Genomic DNA, 23,103 nt, shown 5'->3' on the forward strand with positions numbered 1-23,103 from the left:
TTTAACATCCGCATCAACCACGTCTTCCACACACCAATCCCCATAATTACAAGCAACGCCTACCAGCAGGTTCCGTACAACTAAGAGTTCATCGTTGGCCCTTCAGGCCCGACGAACTCTTAGTTGTTAGCTGTTGTTTTAGTCCGTCAATTTGTATTTATCCCTATACTCAAACAGCGTTGATTTCATGTTATTAAAAGTGTACTTGTCTTGTTTAAGTTTGTCATACTCCGATTGTGCATTATCAAACTGCTTGTACTCTCCAAAAATTATAAGTCTGACAAACTTGTCCAGGTTAATATTCTGGTCTTGTAATAATTGTGATATGTCAGATTTAGTTTTGCTTTTTTCAAAATACGGAACAATGAAGTTGAGAACATTGTCTGTCATCTCTCTTTTTAGTTCTTCGATGTCAGTATTTAAATCTACGTCGAACCATTTGTCAATATTGTATTTCAGTTTACCAATTCTTTGTCTGATTGCACAAATTGGTTCTGTAGGATATTCTGGAATTGTTCCGTCATGGTACGTATAAAAAGTCAGCCAATATTCAGGTAAGAAAAGTCCTGTGTTAATTGTAAAAGAGATATGGTCTTTTGAATAGAACGAGCTTTTTTGAACATTTATAATTTGTCCAAGGTCTTGAAGTTGTCGATAAAAATTGTTCCCTTTCTTTTTAAAGCCCAATGGCTTTAAAATTTTCTGAAAACAATCCTTAATTATAATGTCAAAATTTTGTTCTGTAACGGTCTTCATAAAATAACAGCTAACGTGTGTATTATCGCAATATACGAAACCCTAAATCGGTGTAAAAAAATATTGTTGCTTTCATTATCAATAATTTAATCGCATTTATGCAAGAAGCAAATGAATTGCGACAATACAACTACACTATCAGCTCTTTTATGTCCTCGATTGGACTTAAAATATTCAAAATATCCTTGTTGGAAACATGCAAATAACGCAATGTGGTCTTTATGTCATTGTGCCCAAGAAGTTTCTGGATAAAAACCACATCAGTTCCTTTATCCAATAAATGGGTAGCAAAACTATGCCGTAGCATATGCATACTTCCACCTTTTTTTATACCAGCTTTCTCTTTGGCTGCGTGTATGATTGACTCCAGGCTTCTGACACTATAAGCCCTCTCCCTTTTTTGCCCTTCAAACAAAAACTGGCATGGATGATAAGCTAACTTATACTCCCGTAGCATTACCAACATGGCCGGGCTCAGACTGATCACCCTGTCCTTTTTACCTTTTCCCTTTCTCACAATCAGCAATTTCCTGTCTTCATCAAGATCCGTCACCAGTAACCCCGTGATCTCACTTACACGCAATCCACAACTATAGCCTAGCATGATCATCGTTTTATGCTTTATATTAATAATAGCCCGGAGCAATGCGGCTATTTCTTCCTTACTCAAAACTTTTGGCAATTGGATCGCTTTTTTTGGCCTTGGTATATCCCAAAAAAACTTTTCCCTTTTCAGCACCTGCTCATAATAAAATTTCAGCGCATTCATCCTGCTATGCAGTGTGTTTTCTGTCAGTTTTAATTTATCTGCGCAGTATTGCAGATAATCTTTTATTCTGCCAGTATTGAATATGTCTGCAGGATGATGCTTAATGGTTTTTAAAAACACAGCCATTTCATTCAGGTATGTTTTCTTCGTAGATGAGCTATATGATTTCAATACTAATATCTGCTCCATAGACGAAAGTACATGCCTATTGACTGGATGTATTAAGCCTTTTATACCGGCAGTAATTATTTTGCCGCCCGAAGCAGCAGGCTCTTTTTGTATAACTTTATTTGCGGGGATAGAAGGGCTGTTTTTCTTTTTGGCGGCCAGGTAGGCATGCAGCGTTGACTGGTCAATAACGGCCTTATCCTTTATGGCAAAATAAACGAGATTGTAATGCATCTTGCTTAATGGAAGCCACCAGCATTTATTTGTCTGGCTCCATTTAATCCCGGTTATTTTTCTAATAATACTGTTGAGAGCGGTATTATTGTCGTAATAAATACCAATACATTCCTGTTGGCGGTGGTAAAGTGGTTTCAGGCTTACCGGTGTCATACCTGAATTTACAAAATGTAAAGGGAAAATTCATTAAAGGGGAAAGGATTACTTATTTTTTATCTGCAACCATTTTTTCCAGTAAGGCTACCTTCTCCCTTTCAGTTTGTAATAATCTTTCGTACAGTTTTTTGTTTTCCTCCATTGCCTCAATATACTTTTCAAATGGATTGATTGTACATTGATAATTCATATTAACGGCATTATCATTAAAAGTGTTTGAAATTATATTGATAGCAGTCTCGTTAGAAAAATTTTTTATTGCGTCAGTCGGTACTTTTAATGCCTTTGCCACTTTCTCCAGCATCTCCTTATCTAAAGCTTCTTTCTGCTCCAACGCTGACACAGCTTGCTGGCTTAAGCCCAACTCCATCGCCAGCGCCTCCTGCTTGATGCCAAGTATTTCTCTTATCCTTTTTACGTTGCGGCCCTCATGTACTGTTTTTTCTGTCATAACAATTCCGTTTGGGTAAAGATAAATTATCCGACCCTTGTAAAAAACAATCGCACATCGGTAAATTACAAACAGCCAGGCGCCTGAATAGTAACTCAGTCAACCAGGTTCTTTTGTAATTTTTTTATTACCTGCTTTTCTGTCAAGCCCTCCTTCAGCATTTGCATGGCCTGGCCCGTCAGGCACTGGTATACCTTCCTATCACGCTTGTATATTGGAAGCTGCCGGTAGATAAACGACCCGATGACTGACGCTTTGGCTAACAGTCTGGCATATCGCATTGTCTCCCGGAAAGCTTTACCTGTCTTTACCCTTTTGCCGGATAATGAGCTTTTCTTTCGGGCATAATGATCGTTGCCCAACTGGTAAAAGCAAATACCACAAATGGTACCCTTTATTTTGATTGGTCCTGCTTGTCTGGCCATAATGAAAGAAAACAAATAAAGCTAATTGAGGCAACCGTATTAATACTGTATTATTTTCCGCCCGTAACCCAATTTAACAATCGCTACTTTAGGACGAGACAAACACGCTGTCAAAGGCTGGATACCGGCAGGATAATGTATGGCCGAGGCAGGGTAAAAGCGTTCAAAATGTAGTAAGCCACTCACCGTTCCGTATGAAACAGCCATCGCTAAGACCATTGCAGGTTGGATGCCGTGACAGGGGCATTTCGACCTGCCGGAAATAAAAAGAGTCCCTTGCTAAAGGAACTCTTAAAAGCGGTCAGGTTAAATAACAATTTAAAATCCACGCTGCCCGCCGCCTCTTGGTTGCGGCAGTTCTTTGCGGGGCAGCTTTTCATCCCTCATCGCTGCATTGTACACAAAGGATGCTACAATTACCGATATCTGTTGCAGGTCTTCTGCAACCAGGTGATCGTACGAATCCATATTGGTATGGTGTGTCCGTGTATCATACTCGATAGGATCCTGTATAAACTGGAAACCCGGCAAGCCCACGGCATCAAATGACTGGTGATCGGTGCCACCGGTATTGGAGATGGTAACCGTCTTTGCTCCCATTTCATTGAATGGCGCCAGCCATTGTGTAAAAATGTCTTTTACTTTTTCATTGCCCTGCAGGTAAATGCCCCGCACCTTGCCCGTACCATTATCAATATTGAAATAGCTGGAAAATTTACTGTGCTCCGGTTTTAATACCATATCAGCCGGGTCGGCAAAATGATTTTTTACATAGCCTCTTGAACCCAGCAATCCCTGTTCTTCGCCACCCCATAGAGCGATGCGGATCGTACGGCGTGGCTGTATGTTCAATGCTTTTAAGATGCGAACGGCTTCCATCATCACGGAGCAGCCCGCCGCATTATCGGTAGCACCGGTAGCTGCCTGCCAGCTATCGAGGTGGCCTCCGAGCATGACGATCTCATCTTTCAATGCAGGATCGGTTCCTTTTATTTCCGCTACTACATTATATCCCTTGGTATCTTTTTCGTTGAACGTTGTTTTTATATCCACATCCAGCTTAACCGGAATACCTGATTTTGCCAGCCGGCAAATGGTTCCATAATCTTCTGCCGTGATCATGATGTCTAAAAAATTATCCGGCGATCCGGCAGCATAAGCCCCCCCACCCTGTACAAACAAGGTTCCGTCATGGCCCCTTGGGCTGGAACTTAGTATCGCAATGGCACCTTCTTTTTCGGCCAGCTCTTTTAGTTTGTTGGCAACAGATCCGGCGCCACGGCTGCGCTGAAAGTCCCGCATGCGGCGTTGCTGTGCGGTATCGGTGCCCTGGCTTTGTCCACGTGATTGCTGTGGTTTGGCATTGGCCATTTTATCCAAATCATCATCGCTGAAGCGCCTCGCATCGGCAGTGAATGTCTGACGTAGGGTATCATTGCGGTACAATAAAACAATTTTGTTTTTAAGCTGGCCTTTATATTTTTCCAGGTCGGCAGAATCTTTCGCTTCGATCATCATTATCTCTGCGCTTTGCAAACCTTTGGTGCCCTTTGTCCATGTTTTGGGATAAGCGATCATGGGCTTGTAGTAAGGTGCGGTCAATGCCACGTAGCTTTTTTGCAGCTCCCACCCTTTTCCAAATTCACCCCATGGTTCGAGGTTAGCATTTACCAATCCCCATTGGGTTAATTCCGATTTGGCCCAGTTAGCGGCTTTGGTGTAGCCGGGCGACCCGGCAAGCCTTGGGCCATTAGCATCGGTCAGGTGAAAAGCGATGTCCATCACCTTTGAATTTTTTGTGCCTTCTTCTTTGATCTTGTTGATAGTGGTGAGATCCAGTTTTTCCTGGGCAAAAACGGACAGTGTAACAAAAAGAAATAACCCTAAAGCCTTTAGTTTTCTCATGTTGATTGTTGTTTTAAAAAGTAAAATGAATTCCGGGTGAGATTGAAGCCCGGAACTTAGACGAGAGTGGAAAGTAAAAACTTTCGGAAGAACAGAGATTTTTAAATGATTATGCTTAGCAGGATTTGAGTGGGGAATTAGATTCCGCAACATTAAAAAATGGCATTTATTATTTCCGTGAGTTCAAAACAGGCTACTAGCTAATGGAAACATAACTGCGCCAATCATCATAATCATCATGATCAGCGTTCCCGCTTATTTATTCACTGAAGTATCAGGCAATATAAAATTGATAGTATCCTTGGGGCCGCCGCAGTTCAGCATGCCATCCTTGTATTTCGGATGTTTAGTACCCAGGTAAGGGTTGCGCACCTCATCGGTCTTACTGAGCCAATATCCCGGCTGATCTTCACCAAACGCCATAGGACATTCCTGCCAATACAATTTGCCCTGGTCATATTTCACTACGATAAACAAGAGACGCAGGTTCTCTGATAAATTATTTAAAGCAGTTCGCTTTTGATCAATAGCAGGTTCTTTTAATATATTGGCGATCTCATTCCTGGCATTGCTCAATGGATCAAGCGCCGATTCGTAAATGCCGGTGGTATCTACCTTCAGCTCTTCAATCTTCAAACTATCCAGGGCTGTTTTTAACTGGTTGCCCTGCGTGGCTATCGCCGCAGTATCCCAGTTGACAAAGGCTTCCGACATGCCATAGTAAGCATCCAGCGCCGTTTGCACCGATTGATTGAATGCCGGGCTGTGTTTACTAACTGACAGTGCAACTGGTTTTGGCCCCTTAGGCCCTTTTTTACCCTTAAATGCATACCATATATAGCCAGCCAGTAGCAACAATATAATGCCGAGAATAGCGAAAACCTTTTTCATGAAGAATAGAAATATTTTTCACAAATGTAAATCAAAGCCGGTAGAGCCGGTAATCCTTATTTTTGCGGCGAATTTTTCGGCGGGTGTGGAAATATGGAAATGCAGGAATATACGAACGTGAAAGTGTGCAATGAGATAACAGGAATGGATGAATACAGATAAACCAATTAACGAATAAACGGACTAATGTATAGCGGTTTCAACCTTGAACACCCGGCCCTGAACTATAAAACTTAACAACTAAAAACTTTAAAACTTTCCATGTTAGCAGGATTACAAAATGTGACGTTTGAATTTGGCGCAAGGGTGATCATTGAAGATGCAACCTGGCATATACAACCCAACGAACGTATCGGCCTGATCGGGTATAATGGTACAGGCAAATCAACTCTATTGAAATTACTGGTGGGACAATATTCTCCTTCAGCCGGCACGGTAGAGCGCAGCCGCACTACCTCCATTGGTTACCTGCACCAGGATCTGTTGAGCTTTGATACCAACGACAGTATTTTACAGGTAGCATTGGGTGCATTTGAAAAAGTGTTGCAACTGGAAAAAGAAATTGAAGAGTTGGGTAAAGAGCTCGAAAAAACCGGTGACGAAAAAACTTTGTATGAATACACCGACAAGTTGCATGAACTGGAAACACTGGGTGGCTACAACATTCATCATAAGACAGAAGAAGTATTACAGGGGCTTGGTTTTTCCAATGCCGATCTCAATCGTCCTTATAAAGAATACAGTGGTGGATGGCGGATGCGGGTATTGCTGGCTAAAATGATCTTGCAGCAACCCGATTTGCTATTGCTGGATGAGCCGACCAACCACCTTGATCTTCCTTCTATCGAATGGCTGGAAAAATATTTGCAACATTACCAGGGATCGGTAGTAATTGTGAGCCACGATAAATATTTTTTAAACCGCATGGTGACAAAGATCGTGGAAGTGTACCAGCAGCAACTGCATATCTACAATGGCAACTATGATTTTTATGAAAAGGAAAAAGCTATTCGTATTGAGATGCAGCAAAAGGCCTACGAGAATCAGCAGGACTATATACGGCAGAATGAAAGACTGGTAGAACGTTTCAGGGCCAAAGCCAGTAAAGCGGCCATGGCGCAAAGCATCATGAAAAAACTGGATAAGCTGGAGCGTATTGAAGACGTGGCAATGGAACGCCCTGATATCCGTATCAACTTCAGGGTGGATAAAGTACCGGGCCGGGTGTTGACCGAACTGAAACATGTATCCAAATCATTTGGCGATAATGTAATCGTGGAAGACACTTCTATCGAAATCGATCGTGGCGATAAGATTGCATTGATCGGCGCCAACGGAAAAGGTAAGTCTACCCTGCTGCGCATTATTGCCGGTGTAGAAAAAATTGACAGCGGGGAAAGAAAATGGGGACATAATGTAGAAGAAAGTTTCTATGCACAGCATCAGCTCGAAGCGCTGAATGTCAACAATACCATTTTGGATGAGATGAAAGAATGCGGCAGCCAGATGAATGAGTTGGAGCTGCGTGGTTTGTTGGGTTGCTTTTTATTCAGTGGCGATGATGCCGATAAAAAAATAAAAATATTAAGTGGTGGTGAAAAAGCAAGGGTGGCACTGGCGAAGGTAATTGTGAGCAAAGCCAACTTCCTGATGCTGGATGAACCTACCAACCACCTGGATATGCATAGTTGCGACCTGTTGATCGATGCGTTAAACAAATACCAGGGCAGTATTATCCTCGTTAGCCACGACCGGTATTTTGTTTCCAAAACAGCCAACAAAATTTGGGAGATCGTAGATCACAAGGTAAAAGAATTCAAAGGTGGCTATGACGAATGGGTGGCGTGGAAAGAGAGAATGGCTAAGCAGGCGAAAATGGAAGCGGGTGGTCAAAAAGGTGAAGTGAAAAGTCAAAAGGCAGAAGTGAACCCTTCGACTTCGCCCAGGGTTAATGAAAAGACAATAACTAAACCTGCGCCGTCAAACATTCAACCTCAAACTTCAGACTTCAAACCTCAAACTGCTGCACCAATTAATAAAGAGGTAAAAAAGGAACTGCAGAAACAGCAGCGTATTTTTCAACAACTGGAAGAACAGATCGCTGAGCTGAATACAAAGAAAGCAGCATTGGAATCTTCCCTGAGTGATCCTGCCACTTATTCTGATAAAAATAAATTTTTGCAGGCAGAGACAGAATATAAAAAAGCTGCGGAAGAATTGGAAAAATTAAATGTCCGGTACGAAAAGACTTTTGAACTGATCGTTTCATTGGAAGGCAAGTAGCCATTTTTTTGTTGGTATAAACTTTGTGATACGTTTTCTTTTGCAGCAATGGCATGCAAAAAGAAATAACTTAAGATATGTATCAAAACCTAAACCAATGAAAGTAAGCCACAATCATGTTTGTTGAACGCAGGCAAGGTTGTGGCAATTTTATTGGGTAAAAAAATTAAAACCATGCAAATGAAACAAAAAATCAGCAGGTTGCTATTATTGTTTGCCACGGTAGCGCTTATTAGCAGTACATCGCCGGGATGCAAGTCGAAACCAAAAGATGCGGATGTAAAATCATCTGTTGAGACCGCCCTTCGGGCCAATCCTGAAACCAATGGATTAATGGTAGATGTAAAAGATGGCGTTGTTACGCTGAGTGGCGAAACACAAAAAGAAGAAGCAAAAACAAAAGCATCAGAATTGGCGACTGCCGTCAAGGGTGTAAAATCCGTGCAGAACAATGTTAGTGTTGCTCCGCCAGCACCTCCGGTTGAGATCACAGCCGATGATCCGCTTACGGCAGCAGTACGTGACGCTACCAAGGATTTTCCCACCGTGACAGCAACAGTAAAAGACGGGGTGATCTCTGTATCAGGAGAATTGAAATCAGATGCCTGGAAGAAATTGAAAATAGCCTTGGATGGTTTGAAACCTAAACGGGTTGATGCATCCGGATTAAAAATTTCTAAATAACAACTAAAAACTACAACTATGGCACTACAGGATAAATATAAAGAACTCACTGATGCTGCTGCTACATCAGGGGTAAGCAATTTGCAGGTTCGTGAGCAGGACGGTGTTTTATACATCGATGGTGTGGCGCCCAATGGTTCGGTAAAAGATCAGCTTTGGAATATCTATGGAAAAATAGATCCCGATTTTCTCTCAGGCGATGTGGTGATGAATGTAAACGTGGCTCCTGCTGCACCGGGAACCAAAGCCAAAGTGACCACGGAGAAATCGAACCTGAATATCCGTAAAGGCCCTGGTACGGATCAGCCGATAGTAGGTAAAGCAGCTCATCATGAAATAGTAACCCTCGTAAGCAAGACCAACGACCAGTGGTGGCTGGTAAGAACAAAGGACGGAGAAGAGGGCTATGCCTATGCCCAATATCTTACGCCGGAAGGAAGCTAAAAACTCAGCGTCTATAAAAGAAAGGTTGTTTGCAAATGCAGGCAACCTTTTTTATTAAGAAAAATGTCGGACTAGCAGACATCTGCAAATGATATAATCCTGGCGTTGAGAGTCGTGTTGGAATACTAAACCATATTTCCAACTTTATGAATCCGCACATTTGAAAATATCCACAGCATTCAAATGCTTTCTTTTTCGTAACTTTTATTATCTCAACCATTAAACCATGAAATTGCAATTACTTGTTGTTCCCGCTGCGGCGATGGCTTTATTGCTGGCTTTTCGTTTTCATGAATCAGCGGTTCCCGAAACATCCTCAAAGAATAATATCTATGCGAAAAGGAATATCATTAGCTGTAGTCCTGATTGGAACGAATTGAAAGATTGGATCGAAGAAGTTGACATCCCCCCTATGCCAGGCGCTGGTAATTATAAATGGAACATCAATACCAGGAGCGACAGCGCCCAGTTTTATTTTAACCAGGGCATCAATATGTATTATGGCTTTCACATTATTGAAGCCATGGCGTCTTTTAAAAAGGCGGCAAGACTGGATTCTTCCAATGCTATGTTTTATTGGGCACAGGCTTTGGCCTATGGGCCGAATATTAATGATGGTGGCAGTTATGCCGAAAAACAAGACGCCTATGCCATAGCGCAAAAAGCATTGGCGATGTCAGCTAACAGCAGCGATAAAGATAAAATGCTGATATTGGCGCAGACGGTTCGTTATTCAAAGGATTCCTCTGAAAGCCGTGATAGGTTGAATCAGTTGTATGCCGGTAAAATGAAGGAAGCGTATGCAAAATTCCCAAGTGATGCAGACGTTGCCGCTTTATATGCTGATGCACTGATGCTGCAGCATCCCTGGGATCTTTGGTACACCAATGGTAAACCAAAAGAATGGACACCCCGTATCAGGGAAGTGCTGGAAAAAATATTGAGCAAAAATCCCAATCATCCCGGCGCCAACCATTATTATATCCATGTGATGGAGCCCTCTCCTTTTGCCGCCAAAGCGTTGCCCAGTGCTGACCGGCTGGGTGAATCACACCCTGGTCTTTCTCATTTGGTTCACATGCCCTCACATATTTACCTGCGCACCGGTAATTATCAAAAAGGTTCGTTGGTGAATGAAAATGCCGTGAAGGCTTATAAAAATTATTTAAAATTGTTTGCACCGGTAGCGGCCGGCGATTTTATCTATATCATCCACAACCTGCACATGCAAACCAACCATGCCATGATGGAAGGCAACGCTGCATATGCTATTCAATCAGCCAATGAAACAGTGAATAGCGTTCCTGCAGCATATTTAAGTACAGGCGATGCATTTGGAAATTATGCGCAATATATCCATATGACTCCCGTGCTGGTCTATATCCGTTTTGGTAAATGGAGTGAATTATTGTCGATGGCGGCGCCGGATAAGAGCCACGTATACTCAACTATTCTTTATCATTTTGGAAGAGGTATGGCCCAGGCCCGCCAGGGCAAATTAAAAGAGGCCAAACAGGAACTGGAAGCGTTGCTATCATTAAAATCCGATTCATCACTTACATTGCGCATGCCTCCCTTCTCACCAATGCTGGATGGTGCAATTGTTGCGGAAAATTTACTGAGAGGAAGCATTGCCCTGGCCGAGAAAAAATTTGACGAATCAATCGCCGCTTATACAAAGGCTGTAGTAACGGAAGATAATATCGTGTATAACGAACCCCGTGACTGGATGCTTAATCCAAAACATTATTTGGGTAATGCTTTTTTAAAAGCTGAAAAATTTAATGAAGCCAAAGATATTTTTGAAAAAGACCTTCGCTCCAATAATGAAAACGGTTGGGCCCTGTTTGGTTTGTACCAGGTACTCATGAGCGAGGGTAGAAAAAATGACGCGGAAAAGATGCTGGCCCGTTTCAAAAAGGCTTTTGCAAAAGCAGATATACAGTTGTATGGCCCTGTTCTTTAATGTGTCTTTTTTTTCAGCAGCCAATATTAACATCCCACGGTTTAGGCTCATATTGAGTGTTACGAAAAAGTCCCTGAATAGCATTATACCATGCGAAAATGAGACAGTATAATATCCCTCCCGATAGCAATCGGGACGGGGGAAGTTCTTCGGTCTTAGAAAATTTTCGATCGGGGGTGGATTAGTTGCTCGCATATTTATAATTTCATTACATGGTCAGAAAACATGATAATTATTATTACAATAAGAATTTGCAACCTTATGCCAACCGCTTGCGCAAAGAAATGACCAAGGCAGAAGCTTGTCTATGGAAATATATTTTGAGGGCGGGCCAACTCAAAGGTTTTCCGTTCAGACGTCAACGACCGGTGTTGAATTATATTGCTGATTTCATGTGCAAGGAATTAGAGTTGATAATTGAAGTAGATGGGATAACACATCAGTGGGATGATGCCATTAAAAAGGATGAAATCAGGCAAAAAACGCTGGAATCTGCTGGCTTTACTGTACTTCGTTTTAGCGATGAAGAAGTGTTGAACAATATACAGGCAGTTTTTAATTACCTGGAAGATTGGATTGAAAAGAAAATTAATCGACAGGTCTGATCCACCCCCAATTGAAATTTTATCATGGTCAAAGTGCTTCCCCCGCCAGCGGGGGACAACGCATAGTTCTCTGCTCGATCAGTTAGGTACAGCATCTCAAAATAATAATTAGCCCCGTTTTATTTGATTACGAAATCAGGATGAAAGGAATTAATTTCACGTAGTGATCAATTATTCCAGCCTGATGAAGTTTGTGATTTCTGTCTTTTGTCTTATTGTCTTTTCCTGTTCGGCCCTGGCACAAACAAATCCTGCCCGTCCAAAAATCGGCGTGACATTTAGTGGAGGTGGCGCCAAAGGGCTGGCACATATCGGTATCTTAAAAGCCATTGACTCTGCTGGCCTAAAAGTAGATTATGTCACCGGCACCAGCATGGGCGCCGTGATTGGAAGTTTGTACAGCATTGGATATTCGGCTGATTCACTGGTGAAAATTGCCCGTTCTATTGATTGGGATCTTTTGCTAAGTAATCAATCGGGGCTGCGCAGTTTGTTTATGGAAGAAAAAGATGAATACTCCAAGTACGATATTGAGTTGCCCTGGGTGAATAGTCAATTTAAAATAGCTACGGGTTTTTTAGAGGGCCAGGAATTGTGGCTAAAATTTTCAGAATTGTATTTTCCTGTCAGCAATATCAAAGACTTTTCACAGTTCAATATTCCGTTCAGGGGCATTGCAACAGACGTTGGAAATGGCGAGGCCATTGTTTTAAAAGATGGCGAGATCATTACGGCGATTCGTTCCAGCATAGCGATTCCGTCTTTATTTACCGCTTCCAATCATAATGGAAAGTTATTGGTGGATGGTGGTATCAGCCGCAACTTCCCGGTAAGGGATGTAAAGGAAATGGGCGCCGATTATGTAATAGGCAGTACCGTCGCTACGGGATTATTGCCACCGGAAAAAGTAAAAAATATTGTTCAACTGTTATTACAAATCGCTTTTTTCAGGGAGGCGGAGGATGTAAAAAATGAAGTACCGCTTTGTGATATCTATATTCCGTTTAACCTGGAAAAATACAGCATGGCCAATTTTAATGATGCGGAAGAAATACTGGAGATTGGTCTCGAAGAAGGACGAAAAATGTACCCGAAGTTTAAACATTTGGCTGATTCATTAAATGAAAAATATGGGATACAGCCGTTGGACCATCAGCGCCTGCCGGTATTAAAAACTGTTTATATTGATTCGGTACGATCAACTGGTTTTGACAATACTACCCAGGCATTTTTTCTCAATACCATGAACCTTAAATTGCATAAGCACTATACGGCGGTGGAAATTGCTAACATGGTGCGACAGGCATTTGGAACAAGGTATTATAACCGTATCAATTATTCACTGGAGCAAAGAGCTGACAGCAATTATACCATCCTTTTTGATGTGGCTGAAAACCCGCTGAGTTTTTTAAAAGCCGGTTTGCATTTCAACCGGTTTTCGGGCATTGGAGTTATCGCCAACATCACGACCCGCAATTTTCTTTTACCCAATTCACGCAGCCTGGCCACCGTGAATATTGGCGAAAGTTTCCGGATCAAAGGCGAACATCTGCAATATATTGGCCGGTTGAAAGAATTTGGCCTCACATTGAAAGCACAGCTTGATCGTTTTGATGTTACCACCTATGACCTGTATAAACGAACAGGTTTATACAAACAAAATTTTGCAGAAGTCAGTGAAAAATTACATTTCTCACCGGGTAAAAGTTTTACGATTGGCATTGGTCACCGCTTTGAGTGGATCAATTATAATCCCCGCATTTCATCGTCCTTTGAATTCAAAGGGAAAAATAATTTTTCAACGGTATTTTCTTATTTAAAACATAATACACTGGATCGAAATATTTTTCCGCGAAGAGGTATTAAGCTGGATGCTGAATTTGGAAGAGTATTGACACAACAGGTAAGAATCAATTTTCTTATCGATGGTGAGCCGCCAACAAATCCTGATTCATTAAGGACATCTGGTCATCCCTACTGGCGTACATCTTTTTCAGCAGAAGGTTACGTACCACTCAACCACAGATTCACCGCTTTTGCCAATATGCAAACCGGTATCAATTTTAATTACTCCCGCAATATCATGAATGAATTTGTGATTGGTGGCCTGACAAAGATTGTGCGCAACCAGGTATTGTTTGCAGGATTGCAGGAAGCTGTTATTTACTCCCCGGCCGTTGCCACTTTCCAGGGCGGGCTGCGAACTTCTTTGTTTACCGGTGCTTATTTGACCGGCCGGGCCAATGTTCTTTTTAATAACTTTATCAGCCGGAGCGATTTTTTTAAATACGAAGATCTTTATACGGGTTATGCCCTCACCTTCTCCTATAATTTTGCATTAGGACCTCTTGATGTGAGTGTGATGTATTGCGACCAGACAAAAAAAATACAATCCTATATTAATCTTGGAATTCCTTTTTAAGCCGATTGATTGAAATATCGCGGCCGCGGGCCAATATCATCATGCTTGTTTACAATATAATACAGACCAATTTCGCCATTTACAAATTGCCTGGTTTTGGCAAGTGTCAATTTTATTTTATTCGTTGGCTCAGTAAACAACGGAATGCCTTTTCCAAAAATCACCGGGTTAACAAATATCCAGTAGCTATCTATTAAATCAAGCTGCATGAGCATTTTTGTCAAAGCCGGGCTGCCAAAGAGTAGAATGTTTTTTCCATCCCGGCTTTTGATAGCATTAATTTCATCCTGCAGATCTTCACGGATGATGCTTGTATTGGGCAATCCTTCATCCGTCAGCGTTTTTGAAACAACGATTTTGTGAGCCTTATTATACCAGGATGAATAAGCCACGGTACCACTTGAAGCATTAGGAGTATCTTTAGCCGCCGGCCAGTAGCTATTTAATAGTTGATAAGAATTTCGTCCAAATAAAGCGGCATCCGCTTCTTCAGTCAACTGGCATACGAAATCAAGATTTTCTTCACCCACGGGAAAATCATCAAATTCGCCGTTGGGTCCCGCTACAAAACCATCCAATGAGGTATGAACAACCAGAATTAATTTTCTCATCTCTTTCTTTATTTATTAAAAAAATCAGGCGGATTGTGTTTGTGATAATGCATGCGTCAGCAGGGACCTGCTTTGAGCCTTCGACAAGCTCAGGCTGACATTGCTTCGCCAGGCTCAGCATGACAGAGACTAACTGCCCTTTTTGAGATTCATATAATGCTCCCTTTGTTTGGCATCGAAATGTTCTATCGAATAGCGCAATAATGTGCGGGGCATGGTAGCAGCATGTTTATCCAAAAAACTCACGAGTCTTTTTTTATCCTTAGCACCTGCAAAGCGAAGCATCCAGCCTGTTGCTTTATGAATCAAATCTTCCTTGTCTTTTACCAACAGCTCAGCGATCTTAAAAGTGTCATCGAGATCCCCCTGTCGTATAAAATAACAAGTACTTAAAATGGCGGTTCGCCGTTCCCAGATATTCTTTGATTTAGAAAGTTTGTATAATATGTTCCTGGGTTTGTCAAACAGGTAGCTGCCGGTCATATGTAAACAGCCGAGGTCAACAAGATCCCAATTGTTGATCCTGTCATGTCGCTTCATATACAAATTATAAAACTCCTTCAGCCGTTCCGCTGTTATCTTTTTTGTTCTTGACTCTTTATCCATAATGCTAACGGCACCTGCCCGTATCTCATGGATCGGGTTTTCCAGTAGTTTTTCGATCTCATTTACCGGCATACCTGCAAATTCTTTGGCTAAGCTAAACAGCTGCCCCATCTTTACCCCAATGAATTTATCGCCTTCTCCGTATTGTCCTTCACCGGATTTGAAATAACGCTGTATCTTTTTTAATTCAACATCCGATTGATGTTTCTTTACCTCTTCGATAAACTGCTTAGCAGTTAATTGTTTTTTTTCAGCAGTAATTTTTGCCGGCTTTTTTGGTGTGGCTGTTTTGGTTGGCATATGAGCTATTTTTTTAACCTTTTTTTTGCCTCATCCAGCTCTTCATTGTCTTTGATTCTTATTTTGACGATCTTCTGCACCAATGATGCAGGCAAAGGTTTAGCCGGTGTAAAATGAATAGTTGTTCCGGTAGTTTTATAAGGTTGCAATTCTTTTTCGAGTGTTTTTAAAATGCCTTTATTGATGACAACAAGGGAACAATGATCCTTGAAAGCCGCAAAGTGTACCAACGGGCCCAGGTACTTGTAAGTTGGAATTTGATAGCTGATGATCTCCTCTGCCTTCGGTGCCGCTTTTCGGATTGTTTGCCGGAGTTTTTCGAGCATGCTCTTCATGTCCGCAGGCACCATTTCGAGGTATTCATCCACAGTTTTAGCTGGCGTGGTTTTGACTTTCATTTTTTGAAGAAGGTTACTGTTAATGTTTTATAAAAATCAAAAAGCAATTCCCTTGTTTTAAATCGCTTTTAATAGTGATTGTTATTTTTGATCGTAGGCTTTTTGCAGGGCCGCTACGTCCAGTTTTTTCATTTGCATCAATGCTGTCATTACATTTTTTGTATTGCCGTGTTTACTGTCGCTCATCAGCTTGTCAAGGATTTTTGGTACAATTTGCCACGACACACCAAATTTATCTTTTAGCCAACCACACTGGCTTTTTTCTCCACCCGCGGAAAGCTTGTCCCAGAAATAATCGACCTCCTGCTGGTCTTCACAGCTTACAAAAAAAGATATGGCTTCTGTAAATTTAAACTGTGGACCCGCATCAAATGCATGAAATTTTATTCCATCCAGTTCTACGGTAGCTCCCATCACCTGGTCTTTTGGAAATGGACTGTCTTTGTTCCAATATTTGATGCTGGTCACTTTTGAATTTTTAAAAATGGACGCATAGAAATTAACAGCCTCCTCTGCCCTTCCATCGAACCATAAAAATGGAGTGATTTTCTGATTTTGCATATGGTTTAATTTTTAGGTTGTTATTTTATTGGTTTGAATAGTGCTGCTTCGTGCTTATTTCACTACCTCGTATACAATATGACTGGCTGCCGGCGTATCGGTGCTGGCTATTTTTTTTAAACTGATAGGTTGATGGCCGATAGTTTCAAACAAGCGGGTGCCGGCATTTAACAAGATCGGGGCAATATGTATATGCAGTTCATCAATCACTCCGGCTTTGATAAATTGCCGGATTGTATAAGCACCGCCCATGACACAGATATTTTTGTCACCTGCTACGATCTTTGCTTTTTCTAATGCATCGTGAATGCCCTTTGTAATGTAAGTGAAGCCTGCTACTTCTGACTTTGGCTTTTGACTGCACAATACAAAGGCCGGTATTGTAAATGGCGTAACAGCTTCCCAGACGCCGTTGATGGCTGTAGAATAAGTAATATTTCCACAAATCACTGCTCCGGAAGAATTCATCAGCTCATCCAATATTTCATTGTCAGCAGGGGTCTTTGCTGCAAACAGCCAATCATGAAGACGTTGACCATTGTTGCCCATCGGGTGTTCTTCTGTTATGCCCGGTCCGGCAATAAATCCATCCAATGACATGGTAATATCTGCAATTATCTTTTGCATCGGCTAACGCTCGTCATGGTTAAACACAAGGGTGATTTTGTACTGTAAATTTGCACTGAAAATAAAAACCAGGCAGGGTGTAAAAACGTCAGTTTAAGGGGTAGCTTCCGCCAATAGCTGCAAACCGCACCATTAAAATTGCTTCAGAACTCAACCGAAAAGATAGCAGGACCGTTTATGCGGATTGCTGCATCGCCTTTACAAAATCGCTGACAAGATAACTGATCAGTTTACCGGTAGAGCTATCTGTGCGACCGTCTGATAAACGAATAGCGCCTTCACAAATATGCAGGTAGGCCGGTTTTGCATCCGCTGCGCAGTAGGAAACATATTGCCTTGCATGATTAGGAGTAACACCTGTGGGCGTCATGGCACTGCTGAGTGTATGTTGTACCGCATCCAAATCAAGCTCGACACCGCACAAAGTATCTTCCATGAAGCCGGTAGCATGTGCTACAGCCTGCATAAAGTTTCGTTTGCCATGAATAAAAATATCTTCAAAGGTTATGCAGTCGATAAACGGGTTATTTACAATGTCCATCCAGATATTTTGTGGCAGATAGTTTTCATGTAAACCAACGATGCAATATTTCTGCAGGTAGCCATCTTCTTCTGCATAACGGAAGGAATTACCGCTGTGTCTTCCCTCCAATGGGCGATAATCTGCATGGGCATCCAGATTAATACAGTTGATCTGTGCCAGCGGAATTTTTCCCGCTTTATACCAGCCCTTAGCCGCGCCTTTTATCAGCGGGTATGCATTATTGTGCCCACCCCCTATCACTATCGGGATCTTTTGGTATTCCGTGATGATCTTCGCCAGTTTCTCCACTTCGTCGTCAATACTGTTAACAGCATGACGATAAGCTTCCAGCTTCTCTCCTTCATCATGTGCCGTATGATCGATCAGGTAAAGGATATCTCCAAAATCAAAATGACCAGCCAGCGCAATATCATCACCGCTTAAAAAATCATTGCTCTGGATATTTAAGAAGGATTGCAGAAAAGAGAACCAGGCCGTGTCTGTTCCACCCAAACCGGGATTCGCTTTTACGCCAATATCTTCGGGTATGCCAAACAAGATATACTTAGCAGTGGTGGTTTGAAGAAACTCTTCCAGTTTACTGCTATCGGGAATAAAATGTAACCGCTCCCCCAGCTTTGTTTCAAACTTGCGAATCCTGGTGAGGGAGAGAATATCCTGCTTGGTGTAATACTTAAAATGTTGCATGCAATCTTTTATATCCGACAATTTAAAGAAAATAAACTTGTATCAAAGACGATGATTGATTTTTATTTCAACACTATTGAGTCTCTTCCGCTGTATCGGGAGATTTTGGACTTCCCGGGTTAAATATTTTTTTCACTGCCTTACCCAGTTTGTTGAGGTTATCAATTTGCTCCTGTATTGGCGTCAGTGTAAGATCACCTGATTGAACACCGCTTTCTAAAAACTCCACTTCGGTTTGCTCGGGGTATAGCAGGATGAAATTATTTTCCGTAAACTGCTTTAGAATTTTTGTTTGCAAAGTATCCATGAATGACTGGTAAGACAAAGTGCCTTTTCTTGCATTGACGATCACAATAAGATCATCTCTTGTGATTTGACCGGAAAGGACTGAGAAATCATCGGCGGTTTCGAAATCGCTATAGTTCACTTCCACTGTTATCCTTCTCTTACGAAGTTCATCCTGAAAAGCCTGTCTTGTTGCGGGATCACAGCATACCACCAATCTTGCCCCTGCCTGGCGGGATAGTAACAACATTTTTTTTAGCCAATGCTTGAACCCGATCTCATACTGTGCGTTGGGTGTAACAAGCAGGAATATCTTTCTTGCTGTGTTAACGGGGTGCTGAAAATTGCAGATATAAACCGTTTCCCATACGGTATCGATAATGTTTTGCGTATTAGTTCCAAACAATGAATTCACGAGGAAGTTTGTAGTGCTTCCACCCTTTTCACTCCATTGCAATACCACATCGGAAACAAATCTTTCTTTCACAGCCCTGGCTACACCATTACTCATGTTCAGATCAACCCTGTTCAAAACCTGTAATTTGGTGTCCGTTTCTGCGCCGTGCTTAATCACTTTTTCAAGCTTCTTCTGGTTTAGCTTCACTCTTCCTTTCGCTTCCGCATCATCCTGAACAACTGATAAAAGATCGATGGGCAATTTGTTGGTATCGCCTTTGATCATGACTGCAAAATCAACCAGCTCATCCATTTTTTCAATATCCACAAAAGGAATTAACAGCCTTTCCTGTTCATTCACGACCTCCGGTAATTTATTGGCTTCCGATATCGCCAAACGTTTGCCGGCATTTGCTGTAACAAACGATCCGACCATACAGGTCACCAGGATCAGGATGATGGTTCCATTCAACACATTTTCATCTATCAATCCAATGTTGAAACCAATAAGAATAACGGCGATAGTAGCCGCAGCATGCGAGGTGCTTAAGCCAAAGATCACGTTGCGTTGCGTGGAGGTGTAACCAAATATTTTTTGCGTGAAAAATGCGGCAAGCCATTTGGTGAACACGGCCATTGCCGTCAATGTACCGGCAATGATCAGCGCATCAGGTCCTTTTAACAACACCCGCAGGTCCACAATCATACCTACACTGATCAGGAAAAAAGGAATGAAGATCGCATTGCCTGTAAATTCAATGCGGTTCATTAAAGCTGAGGTATGCGGTATTAGTTGATTGAGTGCTAACCCGGCGAGGAACGCCCCGATTATTCCTTCGACGCCTGCCAATTCTGCCAGCCAGGCAGCCAGGAAAACCATCGCTAATACAAATATGAAATGCGTGGTCTGATCATCTTTTATCCGCTTAAAAAACCAGCGGCCGATAAAAGGGAATCCGAATAGTACACCAAACGAAAACAGGAGAAACGATCCGCCCAGTTTTAACCAAAACGCCTGGTTTAACTGGCCATCAGCGGCACCTGTAATAACAGCCAGGATTAACAATACAGCTGTATCAGTAATAATTGTTCCCCCGACTGCAACAGTTATCGCTTCATTTTTGGTGATGCCCATCCTGCTGGCGAGTGGATAGGCCACCAATGTATGCGTGGCAAACATGCTCGACACCAGCAACGAACCCATAAAATTGAAATGCAAAAATTGATAGCACAATAAAAAGCCAAGACCCATAGGGATAGCAAAAGTGAAAAAACCAAATACCATGCTTTTGTATTTGTTCTTTTTAAACTCGGCCATATCCAGTTCAAGACCGGCCAGGAACATGATGTACAAAAGCCCTGCCTTTCCAAAAAGATCAATACTGCCCTTCGCTATAATATTGAAGCCGTGGTCACCAATGGCCATGCCGGCAAGTATCAACCCAATGATACTGGGAATTCGCAATTTGCGCAGCAGTATTGGCGCCAGTAAAATGATGAATAAAACAATGGCGAAAATAGGTACCGGGTCTTGCAAAGGAAATCTGATCTCCAGCAAATTCATAGTTTCAAATTAAAGGGTGAACAGCAAGCCCGTTTAGCATTAATGGTCAAATCAAACAACAATTGAATGCCAAACAAAAATAAGTTATAATATGTCAGAACGTTCTGAAAACTGGCTTTCCTCTGCAAGCTGATCGGGCTTCTTTTTATAAAAAATCATGCCAAGGGCCATAATAATAGTAGTGGTAAGAATAATATAAAAAAGAATGCGTTTGACCTTAGTAGGTAGAAAGGACACGATAAAACACATAAACCTTATTACCTTATTTTGATAGATTTGCTGTAAAGGGACACGGCGTCTTTGGTAAAATAAAAAGGTAATAAGGTCAATACAGTCAGGCAGGTTTACTTCGACTAAGGTTTGACAAAAGACAATCAGAGAGTAAAATTGTTTATGTAAATGGAATGAGTGACTGCATTGAGAGCCCGCATCTGATTTCCCAGCGAATAATTTCTGAATATTTCTAAAATATCCACTCTCCTTTCAGCATCACTTTATCGATAAGGTTGCTACCAAATGCATAAGGAAAATAGGCTAATGATGGAATCGGTTTCGTAATGATCAGGTTAGCTTTTTTGCCAGGCATGATACTGCCAACCTCATTTTGTAATTCCATAGCGAATGCACCATTGATCGTGGCTGCATTGATCGCTTCTTCGGGTAGCATCTTCATTTGAATACAGCTCATCGCCACCACCAGGTTCATATTACCACTCGGTGATGATCCGGGATTATAATCGGTTGCCAAAGCAATAGCGGCGCCACTATCGATCAATTGCCTTGCCGGTTGAAATGGCATGCGCAAAAAGAAAGCAGCAGTTGGTAACAAGGTGCCGATAGTGTTTGAGCCGGCTAATTGACCGATATCATCTTCGGTCATTGTTTCTAAGTGATCGAGTGAGATGGCGTTTAATTGTATTCCTGTTTTTATACCACCAATACTGTTGAGTTGGTTTACGTGTAATTTTGGTTTTAGGCCATAACCCATTCCAGCCTTACAAATCGTCTCAGTCTCTTGTGGAGAAAAGAAACCTGTTTCACAAAACACGTCAATATAATCAGCTAGTTTTTCTGCGGCTATTACGGGCAGCATTTCATTGATAATAGAATCAATATAGCCCTGGTGATCTTCTTTAAATGCCAGCGGGTAAGTATGGGCGCCTAAAAAAGTGGCTTTGATAGAAAGTTTCGATTTTTCTTTCAATCTCCTGATCACCCTAAGCATTTTCAATTCACCTTCTACGGTTAGTCCATACCCACTCTTTATCTCAACAGCACCGGTTCCCAGTTTGCTCATTTCTTCCAGTCTCTTCCATGCCATGGTAAAGAGCTCATCTTCCGGGGTCTCATTTAATTTTTTTGCCGAATTCAATATGCCGCCACCTTTTGCCGCTATTTCAGCATAACTCAACCCTTTTATTTTATCAATAAACTCGTTCTCCCGACTGGCAGCAAATACAAGATGAGTATGGGAGTCGCACCAGGCTGGAAGGATCATTTGACCGGATAAATCGAAAGTAGATGACGGTTGATGGCTGATAGTTGACAGTAACTCCTCCATTGGGCCATACTCTACTATTTCATCGTCTTCAATTAGCAACCAGGCATTTTCAATACAAGGTAAATTGGCCAGTTCTTTTCCGCGCAGCAATTCATTTTGCCGGCGGGTATTGACCAATAGTTTGATGTTTGTAAAAAGTACAGCAGGCATAGACGCAAGATAAATAGATTAGTGGCTCTTCAGCTCTTCCAGTTTTTTGCGATAATCATATTGCAGGTCTTCATGTAAGGTATTCAAAACTGTTTGCACCTTTTTTAATTGTGACTGGTAAATATTACTGATCACCGTATTGTAAAGTGAGATACCCGAATCTTTTAATGTGACACAAAAATGCAGCCTCAACTCCACTTCGGTTTGTTTGGAAGCACTGTACCGACAGTATTTATTTATGATGCGGATAATCTTGCGAAGGCTTTTTTTGGCAAAGTACAGGTGTGATTTATTGATTTCAGCAAATAACTCATCCATTTCCTCCTTCACAGCTTGCACATAGGCGGTTTCATTATGCGCCTCAAACAACAGGTAGGTGAGCAATTCTTTATTTTCTTTTTTAAATCTTGCCAGTCGTAGACAGAGCTCGGTAATGGCAGCTGGTTTCAAGGCCAGCAATTCCTGTTTTATTTCATGAACGGTAGCAGCTTTCATATGGACGAAGATATTTATTTGTGCCTGATAAGGAATTAGTCATAAAGTGAAACGTTTGCGTTTTTTATCTCCGTGCCTCTGTGTTTCAAAAGTGTTAGCAGTTTATCTGAAACACCAAGGCACAAAGGCACGAAGACCAGCGGTTTTCGTTTGATT

21 protein-coding genes are annotated in these 23,103 nt (G+C 41.7%); 6 read left to right on the forward strand and 15 right to left on the reverse strand.

What is annotated here, in order from left to right:
• Positions 1-138: 138 nt before the first annotated feature.
• The 6 genes from P2W73_RS17335 to P2W73_RS17360 all read right to left on the reverse strand — a co-directional run bounded on the left by P2W73_RS17335 (position 139) and on the right by P2W73_RS17360 (position 5,758).
• A complete protein-coding gene (locus tag P2W73_RS17335; protein ID WP_276503346.1) occupies positions 139-756 on the reverse strand; it encodes a DUF4304 domain-containing protein in 618 nt (205 codons plus the stop codon).
• 130 nt (positions 757-886) lie between these two features.
• Positions 887-2,083 (reverse strand): tyrosine-type recombinase/integrase, encoded by a 1,197-nt coding sequence (locus P2W73_RS17340; protein WP_276503347.1) that lies wholly within the window; start codon positions 2,081-2,083, stop codon positions 887-889.
• 52 nt (positions 2,084-2,135) lie between these two features.
• Positions 2,136-2,537 carry a helix-turn-helix domain-containing protein gene (locus P2W73_RS17345; RefSeq protein ID WP_276503348.1) on the reverse strand — a complete coding sequence of 134 codons (402 nt, stop codon included), beginning with the start codon at positions 2,535-2,537 and terminating at the stop codon, positions 2,136-2,138.
• A gap of 95 nt (positions 2,538-2,632) precedes the next feature.
• Complete coding sequence (locus P2W73_RS17350; RefSeq protein ID WP_276503349.1) at positions 2,633-2,962, reverse strand: hypothetical protein; 330 nt, start codon at positions 2,960-2,962, stop codon at positions 2,633-2,635.
• Positions 2,963-3,280: 318 nt separating this feature from the next.
• Positions 3,281-4,867 (reverse strand): M28 family metallopeptidase, encoded by a 1,587-nt coding sequence (locus P2W73_RS17355; protein WP_276503350.1) that lies wholly within the window; start codon positions 4,865-4,867, stop codon positions 3,281-3,283.
• 255 nt (positions 4,868-5,122) lie between these two features.
• Positions 5,123-5,758, reverse strand: coding sequence for a DUF3347 domain-containing protein (locus tag P2W73_RS17360; RefSeq protein ID WP_276503351.1), 636 nt, complete (start codon positions 5,756-5,758; stop codon positions 5,123-5,125).
• A gap of 261 nt (positions 5,759-6,019) precedes the next feature.
• Between P2W73_RS17360 and abc-f the strand changes: the two genes are divergently transcribed.
• From abc-f to P2W73_RS17390, 6 genes are all read left to right on the forward strand, one after another.
• A complete protein-coding gene (gene abc-f / locus P2W73_RS17365; RefSeq protein ID WP_276503352.1) occupies positions 6,020-8,041 on the forward strand; it encodes a ribosomal protection-like ABC-F family protein in 2,022 nt (673 codons plus the stop codon).
• Between the two features lie 180 nt (positions 8,042-8,221).
• Complete coding sequence (locus P2W73_RS17370; RefSeq protein WP_276503353.1) at positions 8,222-8,725, forward strand: BON domain-containing protein; 504 nt, start codon at positions 8,222-8,224, stop codon at positions 8,723-8,725.
• An 18-nt stretch (positions 8,726-8,743) separates the two neighbouring features.
• Positions 8,744-9,169, forward strand: a complete 426-nt coding sequence (locus tag P2W73_RS17375; RefSeq protein WP_276503354.1) for an SH3 domain-containing protein — start codon at positions 8,744-8,746, stop codon at positions 9,167-9,169.
• Positions 9,170-9,395: 226 nt separating this feature from the next.
• Positions 9,396-11,135 carry a tetratricopeptide repeat protein gene (locus tag P2W73_RS17380; protein WP_276503355.1) on the forward strand — a complete coding sequence of 580 codons (1,740 nt, stop codon included), beginning with the start codon at positions 9,396-9,398 and terminating at the stop codon, positions 11,133-11,135.
• Between the two features lie 212 nt (positions 11,136-11,347).
• The gene (locus tag P2W73_RS17385) at positions 11,348-11,740 is read left to right on the forward strand and encodes an endonuclease domain-containing protein (RefSeq protein WP_276503356.1); all 393 of its coding nucleotides are present in this window, start codon (positions 11,348-11,350) and stop codon (positions 11,738-11,740) included.
• A 184-nt stretch (positions 11,741-11,924) separates the two neighbouring features.
• On the forward strand, positions 11,925-14,162 hold the full coding sequence (locus P2W73_RS17390) for a patatin-like phospholipase family protein (protein WP_276503357.1): 2,238 nt from the start codon (positions 11,925-11,927) through the stop codon (positions 14,160-14,162).
• On the opposite strand, the gene P2W73_RS17395 is transcribed toward P2W73_RS17390, so the two are convergent.
• The 9 genes from P2W73_RS17395 to P2W73_RS17435 all read right to left on the reverse strand — a co-directional run bounded on the left by P2W73_RS17395 (position 14,159) and on the right by P2W73_RS17435 (position 22,947).
• Complete coding sequence (locus P2W73_RS17395) at positions 14,159-14,773, reverse strand: dihydrofolate reductase family protein (RefSeq protein WP_276503358.1); 615 nt, start codon at positions 14,771-14,773, stop codon at positions 14,159-14,161. The genes P2W73_RS17390 and P2W73_RS17395 overlap by 4 nt on opposite strands.
• Positions 14,774-14,902: 129 nt before the next feature.
• Positions 14,903-15,679, reverse strand: a complete 777-nt coding sequence (locus P2W73_RS17400) for a DNA alkylation repair protein (RefSeq protein WP_276503359.1) — start codon at positions 15,677-15,679, stop codon at positions 14,903-14,905.
• Positions 15,680-15,684: 5 nt separating this feature from the next.
• Positions 15,685-16,077 carry an iron chaperone gene (locus tag P2W73_RS17405; RefSeq protein ID WP_276503360.1) on the reverse strand — a complete coding sequence of 131 codons (393 nt, stop codon included), beginning with the start codon at positions 16,075-16,077 and terminating at the stop codon, positions 15,685-15,687.
• An 81-nt stretch (positions 16,078-16,158) separates the two neighbouring features.
• Positions 16,159-16,638: a VOC family protein gene (locus tag P2W73_RS17410; RefSeq protein WP_276503361.1), complete on the reverse strand. Its 480-nt coding sequence runs from the start codon at positions 16,636-16,638 to the stop codon at positions 16,159-16,161.
• Positions 16,639-16,692: 54 nt separating this feature from the next.
• Entirely contained in the window at positions 16,693-17,265 is a 573-nt protein-coding gene (locus P2W73_RS17415) for a dihydrofolate reductase family protein (RefSeq protein WP_276503362.1), read from the reverse strand.
• Positions 17,266-17,440: 175 nt separating this feature from the next.
• A complete protein-coding gene (locus P2W73_RS17420; RefSeq protein ID WP_276503363.1) occupies positions 17,441-18,496 on the reverse strand; it encodes a formimidoylglutamase in 1,056 nt (351 codons plus the stop codon).
• A 73-nt stretch (positions 18,497-18,569) separates the two neighbouring features.
• A complete protein-coding gene (locus tag P2W73_RS17425; protein ID WP_276503364.1) occupies positions 18,570-20,741 on the reverse strand; it encodes a cation:proton antiporter in 2,172 nt (723 codons plus the stop codon).
• A 463-nt stretch (positions 20,742-21,204) separates the two neighbouring features.
• Positions 21,205-22,452 carry an imidazolonepropionase gene (gene hutI, locus P2W73_RS17430; RefSeq protein ID WP_276503365.1) on the reverse strand — a complete coding sequence of 416 codons (1,248 nt, stop codon included), beginning with the start codon at positions 22,450-22,452 and terminating at the stop codon, positions 21,205-21,207.
• An 18-nt stretch (positions 22,453-22,470) separates the two neighbouring features.
• Entirely contained in the window at positions 22,471-22,947 is a 477-nt protein-coding gene (locus P2W73_RS17435; RefSeq protein ID WP_276503366.1) for a hypothetical protein, read from the reverse strand.
• Positions 22,948-23,103: the final 156 nt, after the last annotated feature.

The sequence above is a fragment of the Terrimonas pollutisoli genome, assembly GCF_029360765.1.
Classification (GTDB): domain Bacteria; phylum Bacteroidota; class Bacteroidia; order Chitinophagales; family Chitinophagaceae; genus Terrimonas_B; species Terrimonas_B pollutisoli.

What these genes read in the sequence shown, in the direction of transcription:
- P2W73_RS17390 (WP_276503357.1), top strand. Translation starts at nt 11,925, where the DNA reads ATGAAGTTTGTGATTTCTGTCTTTTGTCTTATTGTCTTTTCCTGTTCG.
- P2W73_RS17400 (WP_276503359.1), bottom strand. Translation starts at nt 15,679, where the DNA reads ATGCCAACCAAAACAGCCACACCAAAAAAGCCGGCAAAAATTACTGCT.
- P2W73_RS17425 (WP_276503364.1), bottom strand. Translation starts at nt 20,741, where the DNA reads ATGAATTTGCTGGAGATCAGATTTCCTTTGCAAGACCCGGTACCTATT.
- P2W73_RS17360 (WP_276503351.1), bottom strand. Translation starts at nt 5,758, where the DNA reads ATGAAAAAGGTTTTCGCTATTCTCGGCATTATATTGTTGCTACTGGCT.
- P2W73_RS17345 (WP_276503348.1), bottom strand. Translation starts at nt 2,537, where the DNA reads ATGACAGAAAAAACAGTACATGAGGGCCGCAACGTAAAAAGGATAAGA.
- P2W73_RS17395 (WP_276503358.1), bottom strand. Translation starts at nt 14,773, where the DNA reads ATGAGAAAATTAATTCTGGTTGTTCATACCTCATTGGATGGTTTTGTA.
- P2W73_RS17385 (WP_276503356.1), top strand. Translation starts at nt 11,348, where the DNA reads ATGGTCAGAAAACATGATAATTATTATTACAATAAGAATTTGCAACCT.
- P2W73_RS17435 (WP_276503366.1), bottom strand. Translation starts at nt 22,947, where the DNA reads ATGAAAGCTGCTACCGTTCATGAAATAAAACAGGAATTGCTGGCCTTG.
- P2W73_RS17415 (WP_276503362.1), bottom strand. Translation starts at nt 17,265, where the DNA reads ATGCAAAAGATAATTGCAGATATTACCATGTCATTGGATGGATTTATT.
- hutI (WP_276503365.1), bottom strand. Translation starts at nt 22,452, where the DNA reads ATGCCTGCTGTACTTTTTACAAACATCAAACTATTGGTCAATACCCGC.
- P2W73_RS17355 (WP_276503350.1), bottom strand. Translation starts at nt 4,867, where the DNA reads ATGAGAAAACTAAAGGCTTTAGGGTTATTTCTTTTTGTTACACTGTCC.
- P2W73_RS17340 (WP_276503347.1), bottom strand. Translation starts at nt 2,083, where the DNA reads ATGACACCGGTAAGCCTGAAACCACTTTACCACCGCCAACAGGAATGT.
- P2W73_RS17335 (WP_276503346.1), bottom strand. Translation starts at nt 756, where the DNA reads ATGAAGACCGTTACAGAACAAAATTTTGACATTATAATTAAGGATTGT.
- P2W73_RS17370 (WP_276503353.1), top strand. Translation starts at nt 8,222, where the DNA reads ATGAAACAAAAAATCAGCAGGTTGCTATTATTGTTTGCCACGGTAGCG.
- abc-f (WP_276503352.1), top strand. Translation starts at nt 6,020, where the DNA reads ATGTTAGCAGGATTACAAAATGTGACGTTTGAATTTGGCGCAAGGGTG.
- P2W73_RS17380 (WP_276503355.1), top strand. Translation starts at nt 9,396, where the DNA reads ATGAAATTGCAATTACTTGTTGTTCCCGCTGCGGCGATGGCTTTATTG.
- P2W73_RS17375 (WP_276503354.1), top strand. Translation starts at nt 8,744, where the DNA reads ATGGCACTACAGGATAAATATAAAGAACTCACTGATGCTGCTGCTACA.
- P2W73_RS17350 (WP_276503349.1), bottom strand. Translation starts at nt 2,962, where the DNA reads ATGGCCAGACAAGCAGGACCAATCAAAATAAAGGGTACCATTTGTGGT.
- P2W73_RS17420 (WP_276503363.1), bottom strand. Translation starts at nt 18,496, where the DNA reads ATGCAACATTTTAAGTATTACACCAAGCAGGATATTCTCTCCCTCACC.
- P2W73_RS17410 (WP_276503361.1), bottom strand. Translation starts at nt 16,638, where the DNA reads ATGCAAAATCAGAAAATCACTCCATTTTTATGGTTCGATGGAAGGGCA.
- P2W73_RS17405 (WP_276503360.1), bottom strand. Translation starts at nt 16,077, where the DNA reads ATGAAAGTCAAAACCACGCCAGCTAAAACTGTGGATGAATACCTCGAA.